This is a genomic window from Gordonibacter sp. RACS_AR49 (assembly GCF_030418435.1).
In the GTDB taxonomy this organism is placed as follows: Bacteria; Actinomycetota; Coriobacteriia; order Coriobacteriales; family Eggerthellaceae; genus Gordonibacter; species Gordonibacter urolithinfaciens.
In genome coordinates this window covers 107985-133099 of record NZ_JAIUDM010000006.1, presented here as the reverse complement: position 1 = coordinate 133099, position 25115 = coordinate 107985, and the positions used below count along the sequence as shown (strand labels likewise).

At 66.8% G+C, this 25115-nt stretch carries 20 protein-coding genes; 19 read left to right on the top strand and 1 reads right to left on the bottom strand.

The genetic code is table 11. The features are described from left to right. The 3 genes from gatB (at position 1) to LB310_RS11060 (ending at position 3731) form a co-directional block, all read left to right on the top strand. Positions 1–1578, top strand: a complete 1578-nt coding sequence (gene gatB, locus LB310_RS11070) for an Asp-tRNA(Asn)/Glu-tRNA(Gln) amidotransferase subunit GatB (protein WP_278806453.1) — start codon at positions 1–3, stop codon at positions 1576–1578. Positions 1579–1745: 167 nt separating this feature from the next. Beyond that, positions 1746–3260 (top strand): sodium:alanine symporter family protein, encoded by a 1515-nt coding sequence (locus tag LB310_RS11065; RefSeq protein WP_227115501.1) that lies wholly within the window; start codon positions 1746–1748, stop codon positions 3258–3260. A gap of 186 nt (positions 3261–3446) precedes the next feature. Then, complete coding sequence (locus LB310_RS11060; protein WP_278806456.1) at positions 3447–3731, top strand: holotricin-3; 285 nt, start codon at positions 3447–3449, stop codon at positions 3729–3731. A gap of 140 nt (positions 3732–3871) precedes the next feature. On the opposite strand, the gene LB310_RS11055 is transcribed toward LB310_RS11060, so the two are convergent. Then, positions 3872–7327 carry a hypothetical protein gene (locus LB310_RS11055; protein WP_278806457.1) on the bottom strand — a complete coding sequence of 1152 codons (3456 nt, stop codon included), beginning with the start codon at positions 7325–7327 and terminating at the stop codon, positions 3872–3874. A gap of 290 nt (positions 7328–7617) precedes the next feature. On the opposite strand from LB310_RS11055, the gene LB310_RS11050 reads away from it, so the two are divergent. From LB310_RS11050 to LB310_RS10975, 16 genes are all read left to right on the top strand, one after another. Next, positions 7618–8535 (top strand): DUF2797 domain-containing protein, encoded by a 918-nt coding sequence (locus LB310_RS11050; protein WP_096228134.1) that lies wholly within the window; start codon positions 7618–7620, stop codon positions 8533–8535. 339 nt (positions 8536–8874) lie between these two features. Beyond that, positions 8875–10620: an ATP phosphoribosyltransferase regulatory subunit gene (gene hisZ / locus LB310_RS11045; protein WP_278806460.1), complete on the top strand. Its 1746-nt coding sequence runs from the start codon at positions 8875–8877 to the stop codon at positions 10618–10620. 11 nt (positions 10621–10631) lie between these two features. After that, positions 10632–12002 carry a histidinol dehydrogenase gene (gene hisD / locus LB310_RS11040; protein WP_278806461.1) on the top strand — a complete coding sequence of 457 codons (1371 nt, stop codon included), beginning with the start codon at positions 10632–10634 and terminating at the stop codon, positions 12000–12002. Beyond that, complete coding sequence (hisC, locus tag LB310_RS11035; protein WP_087191061.1) at positions 11995–13086, top strand: histidinol-phosphate transaminase; 1092 nt, start codon at positions 11995–11997, stop codon at positions 13084–13086. Before hisD ends, hisC begins: the two co-directional genes overlap by 8 nt. A 35-nt stretch (positions 13087–13121) precedes the next feature. After that, positions 13122–13715, top strand: coding sequence for an imidazoleglycerol-phosphate dehydratase HisB (gene hisB / locus LB310_RS11030; RefSeq protein ID WP_278806464.1), 594 nt, complete (start codon positions 13122–13124; stop codon positions 13713–13715). Beyond that, entirely contained in the window at positions 13712–14512 is an 801-nt protein-coding gene (hisH, locus tag LB310_RS11025) for an imidazole glycerol phosphate synthase subunit HisH (RefSeq protein ID WP_278806467.1), read from the top strand. Before hisB ends, hisH begins: the two co-directional genes overlap by 4 nt. Before the next feature lie 5 nt (positions 14513–14517). Then, positions 14518–15306, top strand: coding sequence for a 1-(5-phosphoribosyl)-5-[(5-phosphoribosylamino)methylideneamino]imidazole-4-carboxamide isomerase (gene hisA / locus LB310_RS11020; protein ID WP_278806470.1), 789 nt, complete (start codon positions 14518–14520; stop codon positions 15304–15306). Further along, entirely contained in the window at positions 15300–16064 is a 765-nt protein-coding gene (gene hisF / locus LB310_RS11015; RefSeq protein WP_278806473.1) for an imidazole glycerol phosphate synthase subunit HisF, read from the top strand. Before hisA ends, hisF begins: the two co-directional genes overlap by 7 nt. Positions 16065–16206: 142 nt before the next feature. Further along, positions 16207–17202, top strand: coding sequence for a YhcG family protein (locus LB310_RS11010; protein WP_278806476.1), 996 nt, complete (start codon positions 16207–16209; stop codon positions 17200–17202). Between the two features lie 53 nt (positions 17203–17255). After that, positions 17256–17573 carry a phosphoribosyl-AMP cyclohydrolase gene (gene hisI, locus LB310_RS11005; protein ID WP_087191031.1) on the top strand — a complete coding sequence of 106 codons (318 nt, stop codon included), beginning with the start codon at positions 17256–17258 and terminating at the stop codon, positions 17571–17573. Between the two features lie 252 nt (positions 17574–17825). After that, positions 17826–18488 carry a fructose-6-phosphate aldolase gene (gene fsa / locus LB310_RS11000; RefSeq protein ID WP_087191030.1) on the top strand — a complete coding sequence of 221 codons (663 nt, stop codon included), beginning with the start codon at positions 17826–17828 and terminating at the stop codon, positions 18486–18488. Beyond that, positions 18485–20182: a transcription termination factor Rho gene (gene rho / locus LB310_RS10995; protein WP_123673622.1), complete on the top strand. Its 1698-nt coding sequence runs from the start codon at positions 18485–18487 to the stop codon at positions 20180–20182. The genes fsa and rho overlap by 4 nt, the downstream gene beginning before the upstream one ends. Before the next feature lie 15 nt (positions 20183–20197). Next, on the top strand, positions 20198–21268 hold the full coding sequence (gene sppA / locus LB310_RS10990; protein WP_227115506.1) for a signal peptide peptidase SppA: 1071 nt from the start codon (positions 20198–20200) through the stop codon (positions 21266–21268). Beyond that, the gene (locus tag LB310_RS10985) at positions 21249–23303 is read left to right on the top strand and encodes a methionine--tRNA ligase (protein ID WP_227115507.1); all 2055 of its coding nucleotides are present in this window, start codon (positions 21249–21251) and stop codon (positions 23301–23303) included. The genes sppA and LB310_RS10985 overlap by 20 nt, the downstream gene beginning before the upstream one ends. Positions 23304–23350: 47 nt before the next feature. Continuing rightward, positions 23351–23827 carry a ribonuclease HI gene (gene rnhA / locus LB310_RS10980; RefSeq protein WP_278806484.1) on the top strand — a complete coding sequence of 159 codons (477 nt, stop codon included), beginning with the start codon at positions 23351–23353 and terminating at the stop codon, positions 23825–23827. Between the two features lie 161 nt (positions 23828–23988). Further along, positions 23989–25095: an NlpC/P60 family protein gene (locus LB310_RS10975; RefSeq protein WP_278806485.1), complete on the top strand. Its 1107-nt coding sequence runs from the start codon at positions 23989–23991 to the stop codon at positions 25093–25095. Positions 25096–25115 lie beyond the last annotated feature (20 nt).

Sequence of the window (25115 nt, the reverse complement as noted above, 5' to 3'; positions counted from 1 at the left end):
ATGCGGAAGCTCGAAGAGGTGCTGCAGGATTGGGAGGCCGTCATCGGCCTCGAGATCCACGCCGAGCTGACCACGCTCGACACCAAGATGTTCTGCGGCTGCAAACTGGAGTTCGGTGCCGAGCCGAACACGCACACGTGCCCCGTGTGCCTGGGCATGCCCGGCGCGCTTCCCGTGCCGAACCGCGCGGCCATCGAGTCCATCGTGCTGGCGGGCCTGGCCACGAACTGCGACATCGAGAAGCACTCGATGTTCTACCGCAAAACGTACATGTACCCCGACATGTCGAAGAACTACCAGACCACGCAGGGCCCCGTGGCGTTCTGCATGCGCGGCCACCTCGACCTCGACGTGGACGGCGCGGCCGCGAAGGAGCGCATCGACCTGGACGGGCTCGCCGTGGGCGAGAGCCGCGGCAACGTGACACGCACGGCGGACGGCTACACCGCCCACGTGGGCATCACGCGCATCCACATGGAGGAGGACGCGGGCAAGATGGTGCACGTCGGCGGCGGCGAGGGCCGCATCGCCGGGGCCACGCACTCGCTGGTCGACTACAACCGCGCCGGCACGCCGCTCACCGAGCTGGTCACCGAGCCCGATCTGCGCACGCCCGAGGAGGCGCGCCTGTTCATGCAGAAGCTGCGCCAGATCTACCTGGCGCTGGGCATCTCCGACTGCTCGATGGAGGAGGGCAGCATGCGCTGCGACGGCAACGTGTCGCTGCGCCGCCGCGGCGCCAAGGAGTTCGGCGTGAAGACCGAGCTCAAGAACATGAACAGCTTCAAGAACCTCCACGACGGCCTGGCCTACGAGATCTGCCGCCAGGCGGAAGTGCTCGAGGAGGGCGGCCAGATCTTCCAGGAGACGCGGCACTGGGACCCCTCCAAGAAGCGCACCATCGTGATGCGCGTGAAGGAGACGGCCGACGACTACCGCCTGTTCCCGGACCCGGACCTCGCGCCCTACGACCTGACCGACGAGTGGATCGACTCGGTGCGCGCCAAGCTCCCCGAGCTGCCCGACCAGAAGGCGGCCCGCTTCGAGGATGCGTTCGGGCTCTCTGCGTACGACGCGCGCCACCTCGTGGAGCATCGCGAGACGGCCGACTTCTTCGAGGCGTGCATGGAGCTTGCCGGCGATGACGCGGCCAAGCTGGCCAAGCCGGTGGCGAACCTCGTGATCAACGACGTCACCGCCTATCTGAACGCCGCAGACGGCGTGAAGCTCGCCGACACGGCGCTCTCGCCCGCGCGCGCGGTGGCGCTCGTGAAGCTTGTGGCTGCCGACGCCATCTCGTCCAAGCAGGGCAAGGAGGTGTTCGCCGCCATCCTCGAGGAGGACAAGGACCCGGAGGCCATCGTGGCCGAGCGCGGCATGGAGCAGGTGTCGGACACCGGCGCCATCGAGGCCGTCGTGGACGCGGTGCTGGCCGCGAACCCCGACAAGGTGGCCCAGTACCAAGGCGGCAAGACCGGCCTCATCGGCTTTTTCGTGGGCCAGTGCATGAAGGAGATGCGCGGCCAGGGCAATCCGAAGGTCATCAACGAGCTGCTCGTGCGTCAGCTTAACAGCTGACGCACGCGCTCGACGCTGCGAGGCGCCGAGGTACCCCGCCTTAGCGGGATCCCGAAGACTCGCGTACCAAAGTACGCTTCGCCATCGCGATCCCGCGAATACGGGTTACCTCGGCGCCTCTCGCTGATGTTACGAACGACCTGTGGGTCGAGGGGAAGGGGATTCCAATGGACTTCAACGAATGGCTCGTCGGGTTCACCGGGGAGTTGAGCGGGTTTTTGTACACGTACATCCTGCTGTTGCTGCTCGTGGTGGTGGGCGTGTACTTCACCATCCGCACGAAGGCAGTGCAGCTGCGCTATCTCAAGGACATGTTCTCGCAGCTGACCGAGAAGAAGCACGTTCAGGGCGAGCGGTCCATCTCGTCGTTCCAGGCGCTCATGGTGTCCACGGCCTCGCGCGTGGGCACGGGCAACATCGCCGGCGTGGCCACGGCCATTGCAACCGGCGGTCCGGGTGCCGTGTTCTGGATGGGGCTCATGGCCATCATCGGCGCGGCGTCGGCGTTCGTGGAGTCCACGCTCGCGCAGATCTGGAAGGTGCGCGGCAAGGAGGGCGAGTTCCGCGGCGGTCCGGCCTATTACATCGAGCAGGCGCTCGGGAAGCGCTGGCTGGGCGTTTTGTTCGCCGTGCTGCTCATCCTGTGCTTCGCGTTCGGGTTCAACGGGCTGCAGGCCTTCAACGCCACGTCGTCGCTCGAGTACTACATCCCCGACTACGCAACGAACGGCACGGCCATCGCCTGCGGTATCGTGCTGGCGGTGATGACGGCGTTCGTCATCTTCGGCGGGGCGAAGCGCATCAGCGTCATCACCTCCATCATCGTGCCCATCATGGCCGTCGGCTACATCGGCATCGCGGTATGGACCACCATCGCCAATATCGGCGAGCTGCCGAAGGTGTTCGGCATGGTGCTTGCCTCGGCGTTCGACTTCCAGGCGATCTTCGGCGGCTTCGCGGGCTCCGTCGTGATGCTGGGCATCAAGCGCGGCCTGTACTCCAACGAGGCCGGCATGGGCTCCGCGCCGAACGCGGCCGCCACGGCGAGCGTGTCGCACCCCTGCAAGCAGGGCCTCGTGCAGAGCCTGTCCGTGTACATCGACACGTTGCTCATCTGCACGTGCTCGGCCATGATGGTGCTCGTGTTCTACGTGCAGGACCCCGAGGCCGCCGCCGCGCTCAACGGCATGCCGCTCGTGCAGATGGCGGTGAACAACTCGGTGGGAGAGGTCGGCATCCACTTCATCACGTTCGCCATCTTCGCCTTCGCGTTCTCCAGCCTCATCGGCAACTACTTCTACGCCGAGAACAACCTGCGCTTCATCAAGGGCAACAGCAGGGCGCTCTTGTTCGTGTTCCGGATCGTGTGCCTGGGTGTCATCTTCTACGGCGCGGTGAACAGCTTCGACCTTGCGTGGAACCTCGCCGACATCTTCATGGGCTTCATGGCCATGGTGAACCTTGTGGCCATCCTGCTTCTGGGGAAGTGGGCGCTCAAGGTGCTCGACGACTACACGGCGCAGCGCAAGGCCGGCAAGGACCCGGTGTTCGTGGCTGACCGCATCCCCGGGCTGCCGAAGACCGAGTGCTGGCACACCGAGACGGTGGAGGATTTCGGCAAGCCCCCGGTGCAGGAGTACCTCGACGAGCAGATAGAGGTGGAGTACGCGGGGCTGAACTGACGGCGGCGCGCGTGTCCGGCACCGGTTGCGTTCAGCGGCGGACGCGGGCGGCGGCAGGCGCGCAAGCGGCGACCTAGCGTTCCGGTAACGGAACGCCAACGCCCGGCGCTCGATGCGCCGACGTGGTAGGATGGCAGGAAACGCGGAAGAGCGCCGGGCGGTGTGCGCTCGAGGGAAGGGGACGGCATGGCAGACGAGAACCGACGCGCGGGCGACTGGCAGCGCAAGGACCTGCGGCAGAACGCGAACGACCTGGTGGAGGACCCCAACCCGAAGAAGTGGCACCAGCAGACGTTCTGGATCGTGTTCTTCCTGCTCGTCTTCTGGCCGGTGGGCATCGTGCTGGCGTGGCGGAGCGGTTGGCACTTGGTGGCCAAGGTGCTCGCAAGCGTGTACGTGGTCGTGGCCGTGTACTTCTCCTATAACATGTTCCTCACCGTGCAGGCGATGCAGGCTGCCGGCATGGCGTAGCGCCGCATTCGCTCCGCATGCAGGCGGGCTCAAGGATTTGTTCGCTGGGGTTCGCTCGCTGCTCTGGCTAAAGCGAGCTTTGCGTGAGCGAAGGCGGGATCCGGCGTGCCGGATCCCGCCTTTCTGGGTTTCGGCGCGTCCTAGACCATCCCCCTTCTCTCGTACTTCGTCTCCGAGGTGCACCAGGGCCAGACGTCATGGAGGTAGCCCCAGCCATAGCCCACCCAGTACACGCTTTCATGCCGTGCGGCTGTTACGCCGCGCAGTACCCGGGATGCTTTGATGTCGTACACGTCTACCGAAACGGTGCGCACGTGGCGAACGGCTAGCTGGTCGCTCACCTTGTTGTAGCTCGCATCGCTTACCACCACATGGGCGGGCGGCGCTTCCTTGCTCTTCCACTGCACGAGCGGTTTCGGACGCCCCTTGGGGGAGTCGCCGGTATGGGTGTTTTCGGTGCGGACCGCTAGCATGGTGAAGCCTAGCGCGCGCAGTTCGCTGAAGATGTTGCTTGCGTCGCTCATGTCCAGCCCGTAGTCGTGAAGGGGCTTTTGGCTGTACTTGATCTTTCGAACCTGGGACAGGTTCGCTTCCATCTGCTGCCATTGAGCCAGATTGAGCTCGCCGGTGAACGAGTACATCAGAACATCGTCGCGCTCCACGCTCTTCCCGAACGAGGCGTTTCCGAAGTATGCATCGTCGTACATGCGGCCAGAAAGCGGGCCGGTGTGGTTGTCGAGCGAATACACATGCTCGTTGATCAAGCAGCGTATTTTTTTGTTCGCAAGCGGCTCGGTGGCTTGGCGCAGCGGGGACTTCTGGAACTTTTCCTTATAGGTCATAGAGTCTTGGTCCCATACGCGCTCCCGTTGCCCAACAAGCTTCTTCAGCACCTGATCGGCCTGTTTCCTGAGGTCTTCTTTGGCGAGCGTGGCGTTGAGCTTCTCGGCGTCGGTGCCGGTGCCCTCGATTGTCGAAAGGTAGGCCATGGACGACAGGTAGCCGTACAGGTACGAGGTGATCATGCAGCCCAGGTACACGTCTTTGATCTCGAAGGTTTCCGGATCCCAGTTGTAGTACGTTTCGATCCAGTTATAGTAGTCGCTCACCACGTCTTTGGTGCCGGTTCCCGTGATCATGCTGCCCAGGTTCACCGTATCGGCGTACACGGTGGTGTTGAGCAGCCCGTTTTTGGCGTCGATGGCCTGCTTGAAGCTCGTCAGCGTCTTCTGGTTCTCTTCCGTCAACTCTTCGAACGTCGCCGCATCAAAGCCGCCGTTCGCCAGCTCTTCCTCTGTCATGGTGCCGATGGTGGCCGTGTACAGGGTTCCGTAGCTGTTCAGGTGGTCCATGAGCCACTTCACCTGGTACCAGTCCGACTCGAAGCCGCCGCGCTTGTCGATGGCGCGCAGCTGGATAGCCAGGTTGTCAACGCTGGTTTCCATGCGCGTGAGCTGGCCCTTCATCTGATTCAGCTCGTCAAGCACGTCCTTGATGTCGTATTGGGGGCCGGTTTCCAGCAGCGCGGCGATGATACCCAGGATCTGCGAGATGCCCTGGCCGATGTTGGATGGGTCGGACGAGCAGAAGTAGCTGATAGCCGAAACCAGCTTCTCCAGCACCTCGAACACCGTTTTCGCGGTGCGCATGTCATCCTCTTGGCTGTAAAGCGCCGTTCCGCCCACGATGCTGGCCAGCGATTCGTCGGAGAGGTTGACGGCGCAAGGTCCCTGGGCGATGCCCAGCTTGTTGAGCACCACGCCGTCGGCCAGGTCGACCTCGTGACCGCACATGAGCTGCGTCATCTCTTCGAGGAACTGCTCGTTGGCCTGCTCTTTGGCAAGGCCGCTCTCAGTGTAGGCGCCGTACCAGCTTTTCACCGTTTCGGCGTCGATGCCGAAATCGAAGTCGAAGCCGTTCTCGCGCACGTCGGTGAACACCACGGCTCCGGTATTGCCTTCCAGGATGCCGGCGTCTCCGGTTTCGCCGAGGCCGTAATCCGGGGGAAGGGTGGGGGCCTGGCCCGGCAGGGTGATCTGGGAGTTGCCGGTCCGGTTGAAATCGGTGATCTTCACGCTGCCGTCCAGCGCGCTGAACTCAACCGTGTTGTGCACGGTCAAGGAGCCATCCTGGTTTTCCGTGACGCTTTTAGCCTTCACGGTGCCGTACGGAACGGCTGCTGCGGTACCGGCGGTGGAGACGGCGTCTTCGGTGGCCTCGTCTCCGTCGTAGTAAGAGGGGTGCGCGATGGCGACAGGTGCCTCCCCTTCAAGGGCGATTGGATCGACGGCAAGCTGGTCGTCGGCATCGAGGGCGGCGGACAGCGCCTTGAACTGGTTGAGCGGCGTGTCGGCGGTTGCCGCTACGGCAAGGGTGCCGCGCGTCGCGTCGTTCGCGTCGACGGCGAACGACGTTGCGGACAAAGACGGGTCGGCGAAGGAGAAGTGCCCAGCCTGCGCGTCGGAAGAGAATCGCCCGTTTTCGAGCGAGACGGGGAAGGTGAACGTGTCGTCCTCGTAGAAGCCTTCGGCAACGTGGAACGTGACGAGGGCTTCCTCGGCGGCCAGCGTGGCTTCGCCGCTTGCGGCGGCGTTGGAGAACGATCCCGGGCCGAAGACCATGACTCCTCGTGCGCCCGGTGCGCCAAGGTCGCCCCCAAGGGTGACGGCAAGGGCCGACCCTTCGGTGCCGTCGAGCATCGTCGCAGTGCCGACATGCTCCACGGCAGTGACGGACAAGCCCTGGAAATCACCGTCGAGCGAGATGGCGTCGAGCGGCAGCTCGTCGGCGAAGGGTAGGTCGGACACCAGGTTGATCCGGGCGCGTTTCGCGTTTGCCGAGGCTGCTGCTCCGCCGATCACTTCCACGTTCGCCTGGGAGAACGCGGCTTCCTGGTCGGTGGACCCCACCGTGAGCATGGCGGCTACGGTGGCGCCCGGCGCGGTGCAGGCTGCAGAACCTTCGAGCGTGAACGAGGTCACCGCGGCCTGCTCGCCCTCCTCGTCGGCGTGGGCTTCGCGCGGCACCAGGGGCGTCAGGCCCGCTACGAGCACGACGCCCATGAGCGCACCCATGGTCCCCTTTGCCCGGCGGCTGCGCGCCTGCTTGCGCGAGAACGTGGCGGCCGCCAGCGCGATGAAGCCCGCAGCCGCTGCGGCCGCCAGCGCGATGCCGACGGCGTTCCCCTTGTCGCCCGTGGGCGCAAGCCGCTTGAACAGGGAAGGTTCAAACAACACGTTCAGCTTCAGCTCTATCGTTTCGCCGGCTGCCAACGTGTCGGCCTCGCGAGCCGTGGCATCGCCGTCGCGAGCCAGTTTCACGCCCTGCGGCAGTTGGGCTTCCAGTCGCACCTTGTTCCAAGCGATGGGCGTGTCGTTCGTAACGGAGAATGCGACGACGGCCTGATCTCCGGGTTCGTATGCGTCCTTGTCGAAAGAGCCGACGATCTTCGGGATGGGAGGGTTGTCGGCCCCTGCTTCCTCGGCTTGCGCATGCGCGGGAAGGATGCAGGCGGCAGCGATCAGGAGCGCGGCTATCGCCAGGAGGCGGACCGCTGCGAAGGGGGTCTTGGTACGGGATAGCGCTTGGCGTGCCATGGTGCCTCGTTTCTGCGGGAGGGGACGGGTTGTTCCCCGGCTTGCACACGACGATGCCAGTATAGAGCGGTGCTCCCCGAGGGGGATACGGCCCTTCGAAGGCGGTCGCGCCCCCTGCGAAACCGGCTGCGCGGCAATCGCCGGCGGCTGGCGGTATCCGCCGCGTGCCGTTGGCTTCTGTGCGGATTCCGGCCCTTTCGCCGCATTCCCCCGCCGCTAATGCTCCTCGTGCGCTATCATTCTCCTCGAAACCTGACGGGATGCATAGCAGTTAACGCGAGGTCACTTATATGGACAACATCGAAACCGGCCGTGCGGCCGTGCTGGCTGGGCACGGCTGCGACGAGGACGGACCCTACCTGCTGGTGAACGACCGCGTGCGCAACGTGCAGGTGCGCGTGGGCGTGCGGGGACGCACGTTCTCGCTGCGACGCCTGCCGGTGCGCCGCTGCGTGGGGCGCCACGACCTGGAGACCCACGCCAAGATGCCGTGCCCGCTGGACGTGGAGCTGCCGCCCGAGTCCAAGGTCACGGTGTGCCCGGCCTGCCAGGAGGCAACCGGGTTCAACCCCTCGTTCTACAACACGGACTTCGTCTCCCCGCAGCAGCGCGCCTACAACGCGGAACCGCATATCGCCTATCTGGCGTACTTCTCGCCGGCGCATGTGAAGGCGGGCATCACGGGCGCATCGCGCGGCGTCCGCCGCCTGCTGGAGCAGGGGGCGCGGGCCGGGCGCATCGTCGGGCGGTTCGACGACGCCTACGCGGCGCGCGAGCTGGAGGCGGCGCTCTGCGCGCAGCCCGGCATCGCCGAGACCATGCGCGCGTCCAAGAAGGCCGACCTGCTGGCGAACGAGCGCTTCGACGCCGCCGAGGCCGTCTCCGTGCTCGACCGCGAGACCGCGCGCCTCGCGCAGGTGGAGGCCGTGGTGCGCGCCGGGTTCGCGCCCGAGCCGGTACAGGACTTCTCGCCCTACTACTTCGGCGGGCCCTCGCCCTCATGCGACGACCTCCAGCAGCCGGATGGCGCGCGCGACGTGTGCGGCGGCCGCTGCATCGGCATGGTGGGCAGCGCCATCGTGTTCGAGCAGGGCGGCGCGAGCTTCGTCGTGTGCCTGAAAGACTGGGAGTCGCACGAGGTGGAGCTCGTGGAGAACGAAGTGCTGTGCACCTACGATTTCGCTCCCCAGCAGATGTCGCTGCTGTAGGGGAGCAGGGCCGCGCCCTCGATGGGTGGTGGCCGCACGCCGTTCGTCCATGCTCTTTTGTTCGGTGATTCTCGCTGCGGGCTTGATTTCCTATTGCTTTATCACTCTACTGTGCTAAAGTATAGCGACGCGATGCAGAACGGCCCGCTTGCTGCCGCAGGCGCATGGGTCGGTGGTATCATCGGGTCGAATCGCCGCGATGAAGGCCGCAGCGACGGATGCGGAACCGCTTCTCGCCCCCGAGCCTGCCCGGCGCTCGGCCGGCGAAGCCGAAGAGGTGGAGCCCGGCATCCTGGCTGCGTCGTATTGGAGAACCGCGAGGGAAAGAAGCGCGAACCTATGAATTATGTGACACCGGCAGGATTCCGCGATGTGCTCACGGACGAGGCGCAGCAGCGCGAGCGCATCACGCGCGCCGTGCAGGAGCGTTTCGCGGCGCGCGGGTACCTGCCCATCGAGACGCCCACGCTCGAGGTCATGGACGTCATGCGGGCGGGTGGCCGTCTGGCCGGGTCCCCGTTTCGCTTCTTCGACGCGCGCGGCGACCTTTTGGCCATGCGCCCCGACGTCACCTTGCAGGTTGCGCGCATGACGGCAACGCGCCTGGCGGGCCAGCCGGGACCGTTCAGGTTCCGCTACCTGCAGCGCGTGTTCCGCGAGGCCGAGGCGGAGATGCAGGCGAAGGCGCGCGAGCTCACGCAGATGGGCATCGAGTGCATCGGGGAGGAGGGCCCCGAGGCCGACGCCGAGGTCGTGGGACTGCTCGCCGAGGCGCTCGACGTGGCGGGCGCGCGCGGCTACACGCTGGCGCTGGCCACGGTGGGCGTGCTGCGGGCGCTGCTCGAGGCGAGCGGGGCGCCCGCATGGTGGAAGGAGCAGGTGCTCGACGCCTACCATGCGTCGAACTTCGTGGAGCTCGACCGCCTGACGGCGCCTGCGGGCGCCGGTCCCGCTCCGGATGCGGAACCGGGTGCGCGCGCTTCGGTGCCGCCCGTGTTCGCGGCCGCCATCCGCGCGCTGCCGCGCATCCGCGGCGGGCGCGCTGCCATCGACGAGGTGCGCGCGCTCGTGGCGCCGCTCGGCTGCGAGGACGGCCTCGACGCGTTCGCCCGCACGTACGACCTGCTGGAGGAGGCGGGCCTGGGCGAGCGCATCCTCGTGGACTTCTCGGTCATGAGCTCGTTCGACTACTACACGGGCCTCGTGTTCGAGGCGTACGCCCCGGGGCTCGGCACCCCGCTCGGCAGCGGCGGCCGCTACGACAACATGATAGCCGCCTACGGCGAGAGCCGCCCCGCCGCCGGCTTCGCGTTCTTCTTGGAACAAGCCATGGCTGCCGCCGCCACGGTTCCGGTGGGCTGCGAGAACGCGCCCAGCGTACCTGCGGCTCCCAACCCCTGCCCGTTGCGCATCGCGGTGCCCAAGGGCTCGCTCAACGGCGACACCATCGCGGCGCTCGCCGCGGCGGGGCTCGACGTCGCGGGGCTCGCGAACCCCGGCCGCCAGCTCATCATCAAGAACCCGGGCGTGGAGTACGTCATCGTGCGGCCCACCGACGCGCCGACGTTCGTGGCGCTGGGTGCGGCGGACTGCGGCATCTGCGGCAAGGACTCGCTCCTGGAAGCCGATTCGGACGTCGTGGAGTTGGTGGACCTAGCATTCGGCGCATGCCGCTTCGTGGTGGCCGAGCCGGCCGCCGCGGCGGGGGCGGCCGACGAGCGCTACCGTGAGCTCGGTTCCATCCGCGTGGCCACGAAGTACCCCGGCATCACGGCCGCCCACTTCGCCCGCCAGGGCAGGGAGGTGGAGATCGTGAAGCTGCACGGCAACATCGAACTGGCGCCGCTCACCGGCATGGCCGAGCGCATCGTGGACATAACGGCCACCGGTACCACGCTCGCCGAGAACGACCTCGTGGTGGTTGAAGAGGTGCTGTCATCGACCGCTCGGTTCTTCGCGAACGCATGCGCGTTCCGCACCGATGAGCGTATCGTACAATTGACCCAGGCGCTCGCGCAGGCCGTCCAGGCCGCCCCGCAGGCGCAGGACGACCCTGCCCCGCAGGTGCCGACGAAGCAAGGATAAGGAGCAGCCCCATGCGTCGTGTGATACTCGAACCCGGTGAGGTTTTCTCGAACAAGCACCTCAAGCGCACCGGCGCGTTCAACGCCGCCGCGCTCACGGCGGCCACCGCCATCATCGAGGACGTGCGCGAGCGGGGCGACGCCGCCCTGCGCGACTACACGGAGCGCTTCGACGGCGTGCGCCTGGAGGATTTCCGCGTGCCGCAGCTGGCCGTCGACGAGGCCGCAGCCTACGTGGACGACGACACAGCGCGCGCGCTGCGCCAGGCCGCAAGCCAGATCCGCGACTTTCACGAGCGCCAGCGCCAGCAGAGCTGGTTCACCGTGCGCGAGGACGGCGCGCTCGTGGGCTCGAAGGTGGAGCCGCTGGAATCCGTGGGCATCTACGTGCCGGGCGGACGCGCGCTCTACCCCTCCACCGTGCTCATGAACGCCCTGCCCGCCGCCGTGGCCGGCGTGCCGCGCATCGTGTGCGTGACGCCGCCCGCGAAGTCGGGCGAGCTCGACCCGGCCATCCTCTACGCCTGCCGCCTGGCCGGCGTCACGGAGGTCTACGCGGTGGGCGGCGCACAGGCCGTGGCCGCGCTCGCCTACGGCACGGAGTCCATCGAGCCGGTGGCGAAGATCACCGGCCCCGGCAACGCCTACGTGGCGGCCGCGAAGAAGGTCGTGTCGGGCGACGTCGGGATAGACATGATCGCGGGCCCATCCGAGGTGTGCGTGGTGGCCGACGCCACGGCCGACCCGGCGCTCGTGGCCATCGACCTCATGGCCCAGGCCGAGCACGACCCGTTGGCAGCGTGCTACCTGGTGACGTTCGACGAGGCCTACGCCGACGGGGTGGAGCGCGCCGTGGAGCGCCACCTGGAATCGTCCACGCGTGCCGAGATCACCGCGGCGTCGCTGGCCGACCAGGGGCTCGTCGTGGTGTGCCGCGACATCCCGCAGGCGCTCGCGGCCGTGAACGTCATCGCGCCGGAACACCTGGAGCTGCATCTCGACCACGCCTTCGACCTTCTGGGCGCCATCCGCAACGCGGGCGCCATCTTCCTGGGCGCGTGGACGCCCGAGGCCGTGGGTGACTACGTGGCCGGGCCGAACCATACGCTGCCCACCGGCGGCACGGCCCGCTATGCCTCGCCGCTCTCGGTGGACGAATTCGTGAAGAAGTCGAGCGTCATCCAGTACTCGCCGGCCGCGCTCGCCCGTGATGCCGACGCCGTCACCACCATCGCGCGTCACGAGGGCCTGTGGGCCCACGCCATGAGCGTGGAGATGCGCCAGAACCTGCTGCGCACGGGCAACGTGTTCGGCGAGGAGGGCGGCCCCATGGGCGCGGCCTCGGGTGCCGGCGCCGTGGGAAGCGGGGGCGCCGATGCGTAGCGTGTGCTGCTCGGCCCCGCAGCTCGCAGGGCTCGAGCCCTACGATCCGAAGTACCTGCCCGCCGAGGCTGTCCTCTCGGCGAACGAGAACCCGCATGACGTGGAGCAGGAGGTGCGCCACGAGATCATGCGCGAGGTGAAGCGCGTGGCCCTGAACCGCTATCCGGACCCGTTGGCCAACGACCTGCGCGACATGATCGCCGAGGCGAACGGGCTCGACCGCGACCAGGTGCTCGTGGGCAACGGCGGCGACGAGCTGCTGTTCAACCTGGCGCTCGCGTGGGGAGGTCCGGGGCGCACGTTCCTCAACCTGCCGCCCACGTTCTCGGTGTACGACGCCAACGCGCGCCTCACGAACACGACGGTGGCGAACGTGCCGCGGCGCGCCGACTTCTCCATCGACGAGGAGGCCGTGCTCGCGCGCGTCGCCGAGGGCGGCATCGATTATCTCGTGGTCACGAGCCCGAACAACCCCACGGGCGAGCTGGCAAGCGAAACGTTTGTCTGCCGGCTGCTCGACGCCACCGACGCGCTCGTCATGGTGGACGAGGCGTACTTCGAGTTCTCGCGCCAGACGATGCGCCCCTACCTGGCACAGCACAAGAACCTCGTGATCCTGCGCACGTTCTCGAAGGCGTTCTCCCTGGCCGGCGTGCGCATGGGCTACCTTCTGGGCGATGCCGAGGTCATCCGCGAGTTCGTCAAGGTGCGCCAGCCGTATTCGGTGGACGCCGTTTCGCAGGCCATCGCGCGCGTCGTGTACGCGAACCGTGCGAAGTTCGAGCCGGGCATCCGCGCCATCATCGAGGAGCGCGCCCGCGTCGTCGACGGACTCAAGCGCATACCCGGCGTGAAGCCGTACCCGTCGGACGCGAACTACGTGCTGTTCCGCCTGGAGAACGCCGGCACTGTTTGGGAGATGCTCTACGGCCGCGGCGTGCTCGTACGCGATTTCTCGCGCGCGCCGGGCCTCGAGGACTGCCTGCGCGTGAGCATCGGCTCGCCCGGGGAGAACGATGCGTTTTTGCGCGCCCTGCGCGATGCCGTGATGGGGAAGTGCGACTTGAGGGTTCCGTCGGCCTGACGGCTGGACCAGCGAGCTTAGAGAAAGAGACGAACATGAACCAACGAACCGCCACCGTCGAGCGCACGACGAACGAGACGGACATCCGCATCGCCGTGAACCTCGACGGCGCGGGCGCCGTCGAGGTCGAGACAGGCGTTCCGTTCTTCGACCACATGCTCACGGCGTTCGGGCGGCACAGCCTGATAGACCTGGCCGTGCACGCGAAGGGCGACATCGAGGTGGACGCGCACCACACGGTTGAGGATACGGGCATCGTGCTGGGCCAGGCAGTCGACCGCGCGCTCGGCGACAAGCGCGGGATCGCGCGGTTCGGCTCGCTCGCGCTGCCGATGGACGAGGCGCTCGTGCTGGCGGCCGTGGACCTCTCCGGTCGCGGCCAGCTGCACTGGGCCGTGGACGTGTCCCCTGTCATGCTGGGCACGTTCGACGCGTCGCTCGCCAAGGAGTTCTTCATCGCCTTCGCGGCGAACGCTGGTCTCACGCTGCACGTGCGCAGCCTTGCGGGCGAGAACGCGCATCACCTGGTGGAGGCGTCGTTCAAGGCCGCCGCGCGCGCTCTGCGCCAGGCTGTCGAGCGCGACCCGCGCATCGGCGATGCGCTTCCCTCCACGAAGGGCGCGCTGTGACGGCCCCGCGCATCGCGGTCGTCGACTACCGCAAGGGCAACTTGAAGAGCGTCGAGCGCGGCATCGACGCGGCGGGCGGCGACGCGTTCGTCGCGTCCGACCCCGCGGCCATCGCCCGCGCCGACGCCGTCGTGCTGCCGGGCGTGGGCGCGTTCGCCGACGCGGCTGCCACGATGGAGGAACTCGGGCAGATCCGCGTCGTCCGCGAGCGCATCGCCGCCGGCGTGCCGTTCCTCGGCATCTGCCTGGGGATGCACCTCATGTTCGAGGAGGGCGTCGAAGGCGCCCCGCAGGAGGATGACGAGGCCTCCACCCACAACGCCCGCGGCCTCGCCGTGCTGCCCGGCGTTGTGGCGAAGATGCCCAAGCAGGACGAGCAAGGCCTCTTCTACAAGGTGCCCCATGTGGGTTGGAACACGGTGCACTTGCGATGCACGCAGCAGACGGACGGGGCGGCGCCCGCCAAGCGAGTTCCGCATGAGCCGAACGGTCCAGTGGACCGTTCGTGCGAGTCAGGACTGCCGAGCGACTGGGCGTTGCCCCGCCCGTTTGCGGACGGTTCCGAAACCTGCCCCTTGTTCGACGGCATCCCATCGGGCACCTACTTCTACTTCACGCACGGCTTCGTGGCGCCGTCGGGCCCGTTCGTCGTCGGGGAGACGACGCACAGCGTGACGTTCCCGAGCGCCGTCCAGTACGGCGACGTCGCGTTCGGCGTGCAGTTCCATCCCGAGAAGAGCTCGGACGCCGGCGCGCGTCTGCTGCGCAATTTCGTGTCCATCGTGAAAGGGGCGTGAGCGCCGTGTACCTGCTTCCGGCCATCGACATCCTGGGCGGCAAGGCCGTCCGCCTCGCCAAGGGCGATTACGACCGCGTGACCGTGTACCACGACGACCCCGCCGCCCAGGCGCAGCTGTTCGAGGAGCAGGGCGCGACGTGGCTGCATGTGGTGGACCTCGACGGCGCGCGGTCAGGGAGCCCCGAGAACATCGCCACCATCGAGCGCATCATGCGCAAGACCCTGCTCAAGGTGGAGGTGGGCGGGGGCGTGCGCTCGCTCGACACCATCGCGCGCCTGGCCGACGCGGGCGTGTCGCGCGTGGTGCTGGGCACGTCGCTCGTGGCCGATCCCGCCTTCGCCGAGGCCGCCATCGCGCAGTATGGGAGGCTCTTGTGCGCGGGCATCGACGCGAAGGGCGGCGAGGTGGCCGTGGCCGGCTGGCGCGAAGGCGCGGGCGTGACGGCCGAGGAGCTGGCGCGCGACGTGGCGGCGCTCGGCTTCAGACATCTCGTGTACACCGACATCGCGCGCGACGGCATGCAGACCGGCGTCGACCCGGCCGCCTACGTGCGCATGGCCGAGGCGTTCGGCCATCCGGTGATCGCGTCGGGCGGCGTGGCCGGGGTGGACGACCTCGTGCGCCTGGGCGAGGTTGCCGGCAGCATCGAGGGAGTCATCGCGGGGCGCGCCGTGTACGAGGGCGCGCTGTCGGTGGCCGACGGCGTGCGCGCCTGCGCCGAGGCCATGCGCCGCGCCGAGGCCGCCGCCATCGCGTCCGACCCGTGCGGGATGGGCGGTGCGCGATGCTAGCGAAGCGCGTGATCCCCTGCATGGACGTGAAGGACGGGCGCGTGGTGAAGGGCGTCAACTTCGTGAACCTGCGCGATGCGGGCGATCCCATCGAGCTCGCGCAGCGCTACGACGAGGAGCGCGCCGACGAGGTGATCTTCCTCGACATCACGGCCACGAGCGACGACCGCGCCACCACCGTCGACCTCGCCAGCCGCGCGAGCGAGCAGCTCCACCTGCCGTACTGCGTGGGCGGGGGTTTCCGCAGCGTGGCCGACATTCGCACGATGATCGCGGCCGGCGCCGACAAGGTGTCGGTGAACTCGGCCGCGGTGGCGGATCCGTCGCTCATCACGAGCGCCGCCGCGGCGTTCGGCTCGCAGGCCATCCTCTGCGCCATCGACGCGAAGCACGTCGCGGGCGCGGGAGACAAGTGGGAGGTCTACGTGTACGGAGGGCGCAAGGCTACGGGCATCGACGCCGTGGAGTGGGCGCAGGAGGCGGCGCGGCGCGGGGCAGGGGAGATCCTGCTCACCAGCATGGACCGCGACGGCAGCCGCGACGGCTTCGACTGCGCGCTCACCCGCGCCGTGGCGCGCGCCGTGGACATCCCGGTCATCGCCTCGGGCGGGGTGGGGAAGCTCGAGCACTTCGCCCAGGGCGTCATCGAGGGCGAGGCCGACGCCGTGCTGGCCGCGAGCGTCTTCCACTTCGGCGAGCTCACCGTGCGCCAGGTGAAAGAGCACATGCGCGCCCAGGGAATTCCGGTGAGATTGTAGCGCATTCCACTTGAAATAAGAACAAGTGTTTGCTACACTGCTTTTTGGTTGGCAAGCCGCCTAACCCAAGCCCGGCGTTCTGGCTGTGGCTCTCGGGACAGCCTGCTGAATACTCGAATCAGGGGAAAGAGGAGGCTGCGCCATGCTCGCCAACAACGATGACTACTTGAACGCTCTCGGTCGGATCAAGAGCGAGATAGCCGAGGCGCAGAACCGCGCCGTCCAAAGCGCCAACGCGGAGGTGATCCGGCTGTATTGGCGCGTGGGGCGCTTGATAGACGAACGGTCTCTGTGGGGAAGCAAGTATCTTGAAAGCCTTTCGCAGGATATACGCACCGCGTTCCCGGGCATCAAGGGGTTTTCCGTGAGAAGCATGAAGTACATGGTCAAATTCGCGCGCGAAGTAGATGGCCAATTGTGCAGCAGCTGCTGCACAATTCCTTGGGGGCACATTATGTTTCTTCTCGACAAAACGGATCCGGGCACTGAGCGCGAGTGGTACGTGCAAGCAACCATCGAAAACGGGTGGAGTCGTGCGGTGCTGTCCCATCAGGTTGAAACCAAGCTGTACGAACGTCAGGCTCTGGCTGGAAAAGTGAGCAATTTCGAGCGGACGCTTCCGGCACCTGAAAGCGAGCTCGCCCAGCAGGCGCTCAAAGACCCCTACATCTTCGACTTCATCACGGCGAGGCAGGGGGCGGTCGAGCACGAGGTGGAAGACCGCATGATGGAGAACATCACCCGGCTCCTGCTCGAGCTCGGCACAGGGTTCGCATTCGTCGGGAGGCAGTACCACCTTTCGGTTGGAGAGCAGGACTTTTACATCGATCTGCTCTTTTACAACATCAGATTGCGGAGCTACGTGGTCGTGGAATTGAAGAACGCCGCGTTCAAACCCGAGTTCGCCGGCAAGCTGAACTTCTATCTCTCGGCGGTGGACGACCTGCTGCGCACCGAGTATGACAACCACAGCATCGGGCTTCTTCTGTGCAAGACGAAGGACAACGTGGTGGCCGAGTACGCGCTGCGCGACATCGGCAAGCCGATGGGCGTGAGCGAGTACCGGCTCGCCGAGGTGCTGCCGGAGGGGTTCGCCGAGTTGCTGCCGTCGACGGAGGATATCGAGAAGCGGATGTGAGAAGGCGATTGTGCAACAGCTGTTGCACAATTTGCGAGCGAGGAGAAAGAATCATGGACGTCCCCGAACTGACTTACAACACCGACGGGCTGATCCCCTGCATCGTGCAGGACGCGGACACGCGCGAGGTACTCATGATGGCGTGGATGAACGAGGAGTCGCTCGCGCTCACGATGGAGTGCGGCGAGACGGTGTTCTGGAGCCGCAGCAGGCGTGAGCTGTGGCACAAGGGAGCTACCAGCGGAAACACCCAGAAGCTTGTGGAGCTGCGCTATGACTGCGACGCCGACACGCTGCTTGCGCTCGTTCGTCCGGCGGGTCCCGCCTGCCACACGGGGGAGAGGAGCTGCTTCTTCCGCACGATGGGCTAGGCCCGCCTCGCGCCGAGGGGCTTTCCCGCACCGCCTTGCTTGATGACGAAGCGTGCCCCAACCTCCATCGCAATTCCACGATATGCGGCCTGATGTGCTTGAACGATCGCGGATCATGCGCTAACATGATCGAAGTTCTGAATATCCCACCGTTGGAAAGCCATCTAACATCCAATATTCCACTTCAGGCATGCACGCGTGCGCTTGCGCGCGTTTCCAAGCAGATATACCCATAAGCATAAGGAGGACTAGGTGAAATTCTTTCTGGACACCGCCGATCTCGCGGAGATCGAGGAGGCGGCCAGCTGGGGCGTGCTCGCGGGCGTGACCACGAACCCGACGCTCTACGCGCGCACGGGCGGCAAGCTCGCCGATTTCCACAATCACATCAAGCGCATCTGCGAGATCGTGGACGGCCCCGTGTCCGCCGAGAGCGTGGCCATGACGCGCGACGAGATGATCCGCGACGGTCGCGAGCTCGCTGCGCTCGCCGACAACGTGGTGGTGAAGCTGCCCACGATGATCGAGGGCCTGGCCGCCACGAAGCAGCTGGCCGCCGAGGGCATCCCGGTGAACATGACGCTGTGCTTCACCGTGCCGCAGGCCATCATGGCCGCCCGCGCCGGCGCCCGCTACATCAGCCCGTTCGTGGGCCGCTTCGACGACATCTCCGAGAATGGCCTCGCGCAGCTCGAGGACGTGGTGGCCGCCGTGAACAACTACGACTTCGGCCACGATGTGGAGATCATCGCCGCGTCCGTGCGCAGTGCGAACCACGTGGCGCAGGCGGCCCTCATGGGCGCCGACATCGCCACCGTGCCCTTCGCCGCGCTCAAGAAGTGCGTGCAGCATCCGCTGACCGACCGAGGCCTCGAGGCGTTCCTCAAGGACTGGGAGAAAGTGCAGAACGCATGAGCGAGAACGAATCAGCAACCGTGGCGCCCGAGGCGCCCGCCCCGGCAGCCAAGCCCACGCGCCGCCGTTCCACGAGCGTGAACGCCGGAGCTGCCGCCGCGAAGGCGCCGGCCGCCAAGGCTGCGGAGCCGCAGGCCGAGGCCGCAGCCCCCGCACCGCGCGCGGCCAAGACACCGCGCAAGTCCGTGAAGGCCGGCGGCCAGGCCACGTCCCAGCAGGGCTCCGGCACCGCCAAGCGCCCGGGCCAGAACTCCAGCGGCAACAAGGGCGGCCAAGGCCAGAACCAGGGCAACCGTCCGAAGCAGAACAACAACCAGCGCCAGAACGCCTCGGGGGGCAAGCAGGGCAACAATAACAACCGCCGCCAGCGCCGCCCGCACGACAACAACCGCGGCCCGCGCGAGGTGCAGCCCAGCGTGTCGCGCGACGATCTGGCAAAGCTCAAGGTGGCCGAGCTGCGCGAGAAGGCCGCCGAGCTGGGAGTGGACGCCACCGGCCTCAAGAAGGCCGAGCTCGTGGAGGCCGTGTTCGGAGCCAGCGTGAAGGCCGAGGGCTTCATCGAGGTGTCCGGCATCTTGGATATCCTGGCCGACGGCTACGGCTTCTTGCGCACGCAGGGCTACCTGCCCAGCGAGACAGACTGCTACGTGGGCCTCTCCACCATCCGCCGCAACGGCCTGCGCAAGGGCGATATGGTGTCCGGCCAGACGCGCCCGGCGCGCGAGAACGAGAAGTACGCCGCCATCCAGAAGGTCACGGCCATCAACGGAACGCCCATCGAGGAGTGCGGCAACCGCGTGCGCTTCGGCGACCTCACGCCGGTCTACCCCGACGAGTGCTTCCATATGGAGCACGGCAAGAACACCGTCACAGCCCGCGTCATCGACCTCGTGAGCCCCATCGGCAAGGGCCAGCGCGGCCTGATCGTCAGCCCGCCGAAGGCCGGCAAGACCACGGTGCTGAAGAACATCGCGGCCGCCATCACCGCGAACAACCCCGACGTGCACCTCATGTGCCTGCTCGTGGACGAGCGCCCCGAGGAAGTCACCGACATGGAACGCTCCATCAAGGGCGAGGTCGTGTCCTCCACGTTCGATATGCCCACAGAGAACCATATCGCCGTGTCCGAGCTGGTCATCGAGCGCGCCAAGCGCCTCGTGGAGTGCGGCAAGGACGTCGTCGTTCTGCTGGACTCGCTCACGCGCCTCGCGCGCGCCTACAACCTGGCGCAGCCGGCATCGGGCCGCATCCTCTCCGGCGGCGTGGATTCCACGGCGCTCTATCCGCCCAAGCGCTTCCTGGGCGCCGCCCGCAACATCGAGGGGGGCGGCAGCCTCACCATCCTGGCCTCGGCGCTCATCGACACCGGCTCCAAGATGGACGAGGTCATCTTCGAGGAGTTCAAGGGCACGGGCAACATGGAGCTCAAGCTCGACCGCAACCTGGCCGACCGCCGCATCTTCCCGGCCATCGACCCTGTCGCCTCGGGCACCCGCAAGGAGGAGCTGCTGCTCGACCCGCAGGAGGCGCCGCTCATCTGGGCCGTGCGCCGCATCCTGTCGAACACGAACAGCACCGAGCGCGCCATGGACATGCTCATCAAGTCGCTCAAGCAGACCGAGACCAACCAGGAGTTCCTGCTGCGCACGGCCAAGAAGGCCCAGCACACCAAGGGCGACGCCATCGAGATATAGCAACGGAGGACCACTATGCCCCAGGACAACAACTGGCAGCAGCAGGTGTGGCAGCAGCCCGCCGCCCCACAGGGCGCCCCGGCTCCCCAGCCGCAAGGCTTCCCGCCGTACTACCAGCCCGAGCCGCCGAAGAAGAGCCGCGGCTGGATCGTGGCGCTCGTGGCGGTGCTGTGCGTGTTCGGCGTCATAGCGCTGGGAATGTGGTCGTGCACGTCGGCCGTGTCCTCGTCGTTCGGCACGCTGGGCGCGCTGGGGTCCACGGCGGCCACGTCGGACGTGGACTACCTGACCTCGGACGCGGTGGGCGTCATCGACATCGACGGCACCATCCAGTACGATGGCACGACGTGCAGTCCCGAGGGCTTGAAGGCGCAGCTCGACGTGGCCGCGGAGAACAAGCACATCAAGGCCGTGGTCCTGCGCGTGAACTCCGGCGGTGGCACGGCGACGGCCGGCGAGGAGATGGCCGCCTACGTGCGCGAGTTCTCCGAGGATTCCGGCAAGCCCGTCGTGGTTTCGAGCGCGTCCATGAACGCGAGCGCCGCCTACGAGATCTCGAGCCAGGCCGACTACATCTACACGGCCAAGACCACGGCCATCGGCGCCATCGGCACGGCGCTGCAGGTCACGGACTTGTCGGGCCTGCTCGACAAGCTGGGCATCTCCATCGAGAACGTCACGTCGTCCGACTCCAAGGACTCCAGCTACGGCACGCGCCCGCTGACCGAGGAGGAGCGCGCCTATTACCAGAACATGGTGAACCAAATCAACGAGACGTTCATCCAGACGGTCGCCGAGGGCCGCGACATGACGGTCGAGGAGGTGCGCGCGCTGGCCACCGGCCTCACGTTCACCGGTATGGAGGCTGTGGAGAACGGCTTGGCCGACGAGATAGGCACGCGCGAGGACGCCGTGGCCAAGGCAGCCGAGCTGGCCGGCTCGTCCACGGCCAAGACCGTGATGCTCGACAATCCGAGCTCGAGCCTGTCCGAACTGCTGAACCTGATGTCGGAGAGCCGCCTTTCGGCCGACGACCTGGCCCAGGCCTTGAAGGAGCTGGAAAACGATGGCAGCCTTGCCCGATAACGCACCAACTTTGAGCGCCGCTCCCGCCGAGGAGCGCGTCGTGTGGCCGAAGCGCGCCGTGGTCACGGCGGGCATGCCCTATGGCAACAAGCCGTTGCACTTCGGGCATATCGCCGGCGTGTTCGTGCCCGCCGACGCTTTCGCGCGCTTCCTGCGCGACCGCATAGGGCCCGAGAACGTGCGCTTCATCAGCGGCACGGACTGCTTCGGCTCGCCCATAAACGAGGGCTACCGGAAGCTGGTGGAGGCCGGCGAGTTCGACGGCACCATCGAGGAGTACGTGCAGAGAAACCACGACGCCCAGAAGGCCACGCTCGATGCCTACGGCATCAGCCTGTCCATCTACGAGGGGTCCGGCATGGGCCACTCGGGCGACGTTCACCAGCTCATCAGCGAGAAGTTCATCGAGAAGCTGCACGAGAACGGGCACTTGCACAAGCGTGCCACGCTGCAGTTCTACGACGCCGAGGCGCACACGTTCCTGAACGGCCGCCAGGTGACGGGCCGCTGCCCCGTGCAGGGTTGCAAGTCGGAGCACGCCTACGCCGACGAGTGCGACCTGGGGCACAGCTACGCGCCCGAGGACCTCATCGCGCCGAAGTCGTCCCTCACCGGCACCGTCCCCGAGATGCGTCCGGTGGAGAACTGGTACTTCGACCTGCCCGCCTTCGGCGACTTCCTGCGCGAGCGGGTGGCCGCGATGGAGGCCGACCCGAACATCCGCGCCATCGTGCCCCAGGCTGTAAAGGAGTTCCTGGCGCCGCCGGTCGTCTACATCAAGAACGACGCGCGCGAGGCCTACGAGGCCGTGGCCGCCGAGCTTCCCGCCCACGAGCTGCGAGAGCCCGAGCGCGGCAAGCAGAGCTTCGAGATAGAGTTCAAGGACATCGACGCCCGCGACGCGGCGCGCGATGCGCTGGGGCGGGCGGGCATCCGCTTCCGCACTGGCAAGGCGCTCGTGCCGTTCCGTATCACGGGCAACATCGAATGGGGCGTGAAAGCCCCGGTCATCGACGGGCTTGAGGGGCTCACCGTGTGGTGCTGGCCCGAGAGCCTGTGGGCGCCGATGTCGTTCACCATGGCAGTGAACGACCAGATGGGCCTGCCGCGCGGCAGCTGGCGCGACTGGTGGTGCTCGGACGATGCCGAGGTCTACCAGTTCATCGGCCAGGACAACCTGTACTTCTACGGCGTGGCCCAGCCTGCGCTCATCGAGGCCATCCGCCCGGGCGACCTCATCATGCCGGGCGTGGCCGAGCATCCGCTGCACCAGACGCGGCTCGTGGCGAACCACCACATCCTGTTCGGCGACAAGAAGGCGTCGTCGTCGGGGTCGGTGAAGCCTCCCACGGCCGACGAGCTTCTGGACTTCTACACGGTGGAGCAGCTGCGCGCGCACTTCCTGGCACTCGGGCTCGATCAGAAGTCGGTGGGCTTCAAGCCCAAGCCGTTCCTGGCCACCGAGGAGGAGCTGGCCGACCCGCGCGTGGCCGACCCGGTGCTCAAGGAGGGCGCGCTGCTCACGAACGTGTTCAACCGCCTGGCCCGCAGCTGCTTCTACGAGGCGCAGAAGAACTTTGAGGGCTACCTGCCGCTCGGCCGCCCCACGGACGCCGCGCTCGCGCGCGCGAACGAGACGCTTGCGGCCTACGACCGCCTCATGCTGAAGGTGGAGCTGCACTCCGTCATGTCGCTGATGGACGACTTCATCCGGTTCGCGAACAAGCACTGGTCGGACGGCATCAGGGCCGCCGAGCTGGAGGGAGACGACGAGGCGCGCCGCCAGGTGCTCGTAGACTCGTTCTACCTGCTGCGCGTGGCCACGCTGCTCATGCACCCCATCGTGCCCGCGGGCACCGAGAAGATCTGCGACTACCTGAGCTTCGAGTTCGACGACTTCTTCAGCTGGAACTACGACCTGGAGGACATGGGCGAGTTGTGCAGCGCCGGCGAGATCGACGAGGGCCGCCACCGCATCCGCGAGTTGCCGCCCCGCTTCGACTTCTTCGAGAAGCACCCGTCCCAATACAAGTAACCTGAAGGCGCCGCTCATGCGGCGCCTTCCATCGCGAAAGGGCATTCATGCAGGTAGAGATCTTCACCGACGGCTCGGCGCGGGGCAATCCGGGGCCGGGAGGGTACGGCGCGGTGATGCGCTTCGTGGACAGCTCCGGCAAGGTGCACGAGAAGGAGCTCTCGCAGGGATTCGAGCACACCACGAACAATCGCATGGAGCTCATGGCCGTGATAGCAGGTCTCGAGGCGCTGAAGCGCCCGTGCGATGTCATGTTGTATTCCGACTCGCAGTACGTGGTGAACGCGTTCAACCAGCATTGGGTGGACGGCTGGCTCAAGCGGGGTTGGAAGAACTCGCAGAAGCAGCCCGTGAAGAACGACGATCTGTGGAAACGCCTGCTGGACGCCAAGAAGCCCCATCGGGTGGAGTTCGTATGGGTGAAGGGCCACGCCGGCCATCCCGAGAACGAGCGCTGCGACGAGCTGGCCACCGCTGCCGCCGACGGGGAGGGACGCATCGCTGACGAGGGGTTCGCCGGGTAGGGGCCCTGCTCGTTCATGGACGCGCGCCCTCGACCTATCCCGTACCCGCTTGCGCTGTGATGTTCCTGTATCGATACGGTTGTGTCTTGGGAACGGAGGGGCAGGGTCTGTTAGACTGTTGCTCAACGTATCAGAGCTAACGAAGCAGGTGGAGGCCCCACATGCAGCACAGTGCAACGAAGGCGCGCGCCAAGGGCGCGCTGACCGGATTCGTCGCGGCATCGCTCGCCGCATCCCTCATGATCCCCTCGCTCGCCTTCGCCGAGCCGACGTCTGCCGAGAAACAGGCCGAGGCCCAGTCCGCCCTCGCCTCGCTGAACGCGATGCAGGAGAAGCTGGAGCAGACGGCCATCGCCTACGACGAGGCGGTAGCGGCCCAGGAAGAAGCCGAGGCCAACCGCAACGAAGCGCAGGCGCGCATCGACGTGGCCACCGGCCAGATAGCCGACTTGCAGGATCACCTGGGGACCCGTGCCCGCAGCATGTACCGCACCGGCAACAGCACCCTGCTCGACCTGCTGTTCGGCTCCACCACGTTCGCGGCGTTCGCCACGAACTGGGATCTGCTCAATACCCTGAATCAGAACGACGCCGACCTCGTGCAGCAGACGAAGGACCTGCGTGCCGAGGTGCAGGAGCAGGAGGCCGTGCTCGCCGAGCAGGAGCGCATCGCCAAGGAGAAGGCCGACGAGGCGAAGCGCAGCAAAGACGAGACGGCGGGAACCATAGCATCCATGCAGGCCACATACGACAGCCTGAGCGCCGAGGCCGCCGCCCTGCTCGAGCAGGAGCGCGCCGCCCAGCAGGCCGCCGAGGCCGCCAAGGCCCAGGATGTGGTGGACGCCTCGATCCAGCAGGCGACGGGCGGCAACACGGGCAACACGGGCGGCAATCCGGGCTACACGCCCTCGCCGTCGCCTGGGCCCTCCTATGACGAGGCTATCGCCGACACCGTGGTCGGACGCGCGTACAGCCAGATCGGGAAGGCGTACGGATACGGCGACCCGAGCTACGGCGCAGGTCCGAACGAGTACGACTGCTCCGGTTTCGTGTCGTTCTGCCTGTCGGGCAGCTACTCGCGCATGGGCAGCACCTCGACGTTCATGGGATGGCCCACCGTAAGCGACCCCCAGCCGGGCGACGTGTGCGTCAATTCGGGCCACTGCGGCATCTATATCGGCAACAACCAGATGATCCACGCGGCCACCTACGGCGTGGGCGTCGTCATCGGCCCCGTGCAGGCGGGCATGAAGATCGTCCGTCCGTAACGCTATCTGAATACAAACGC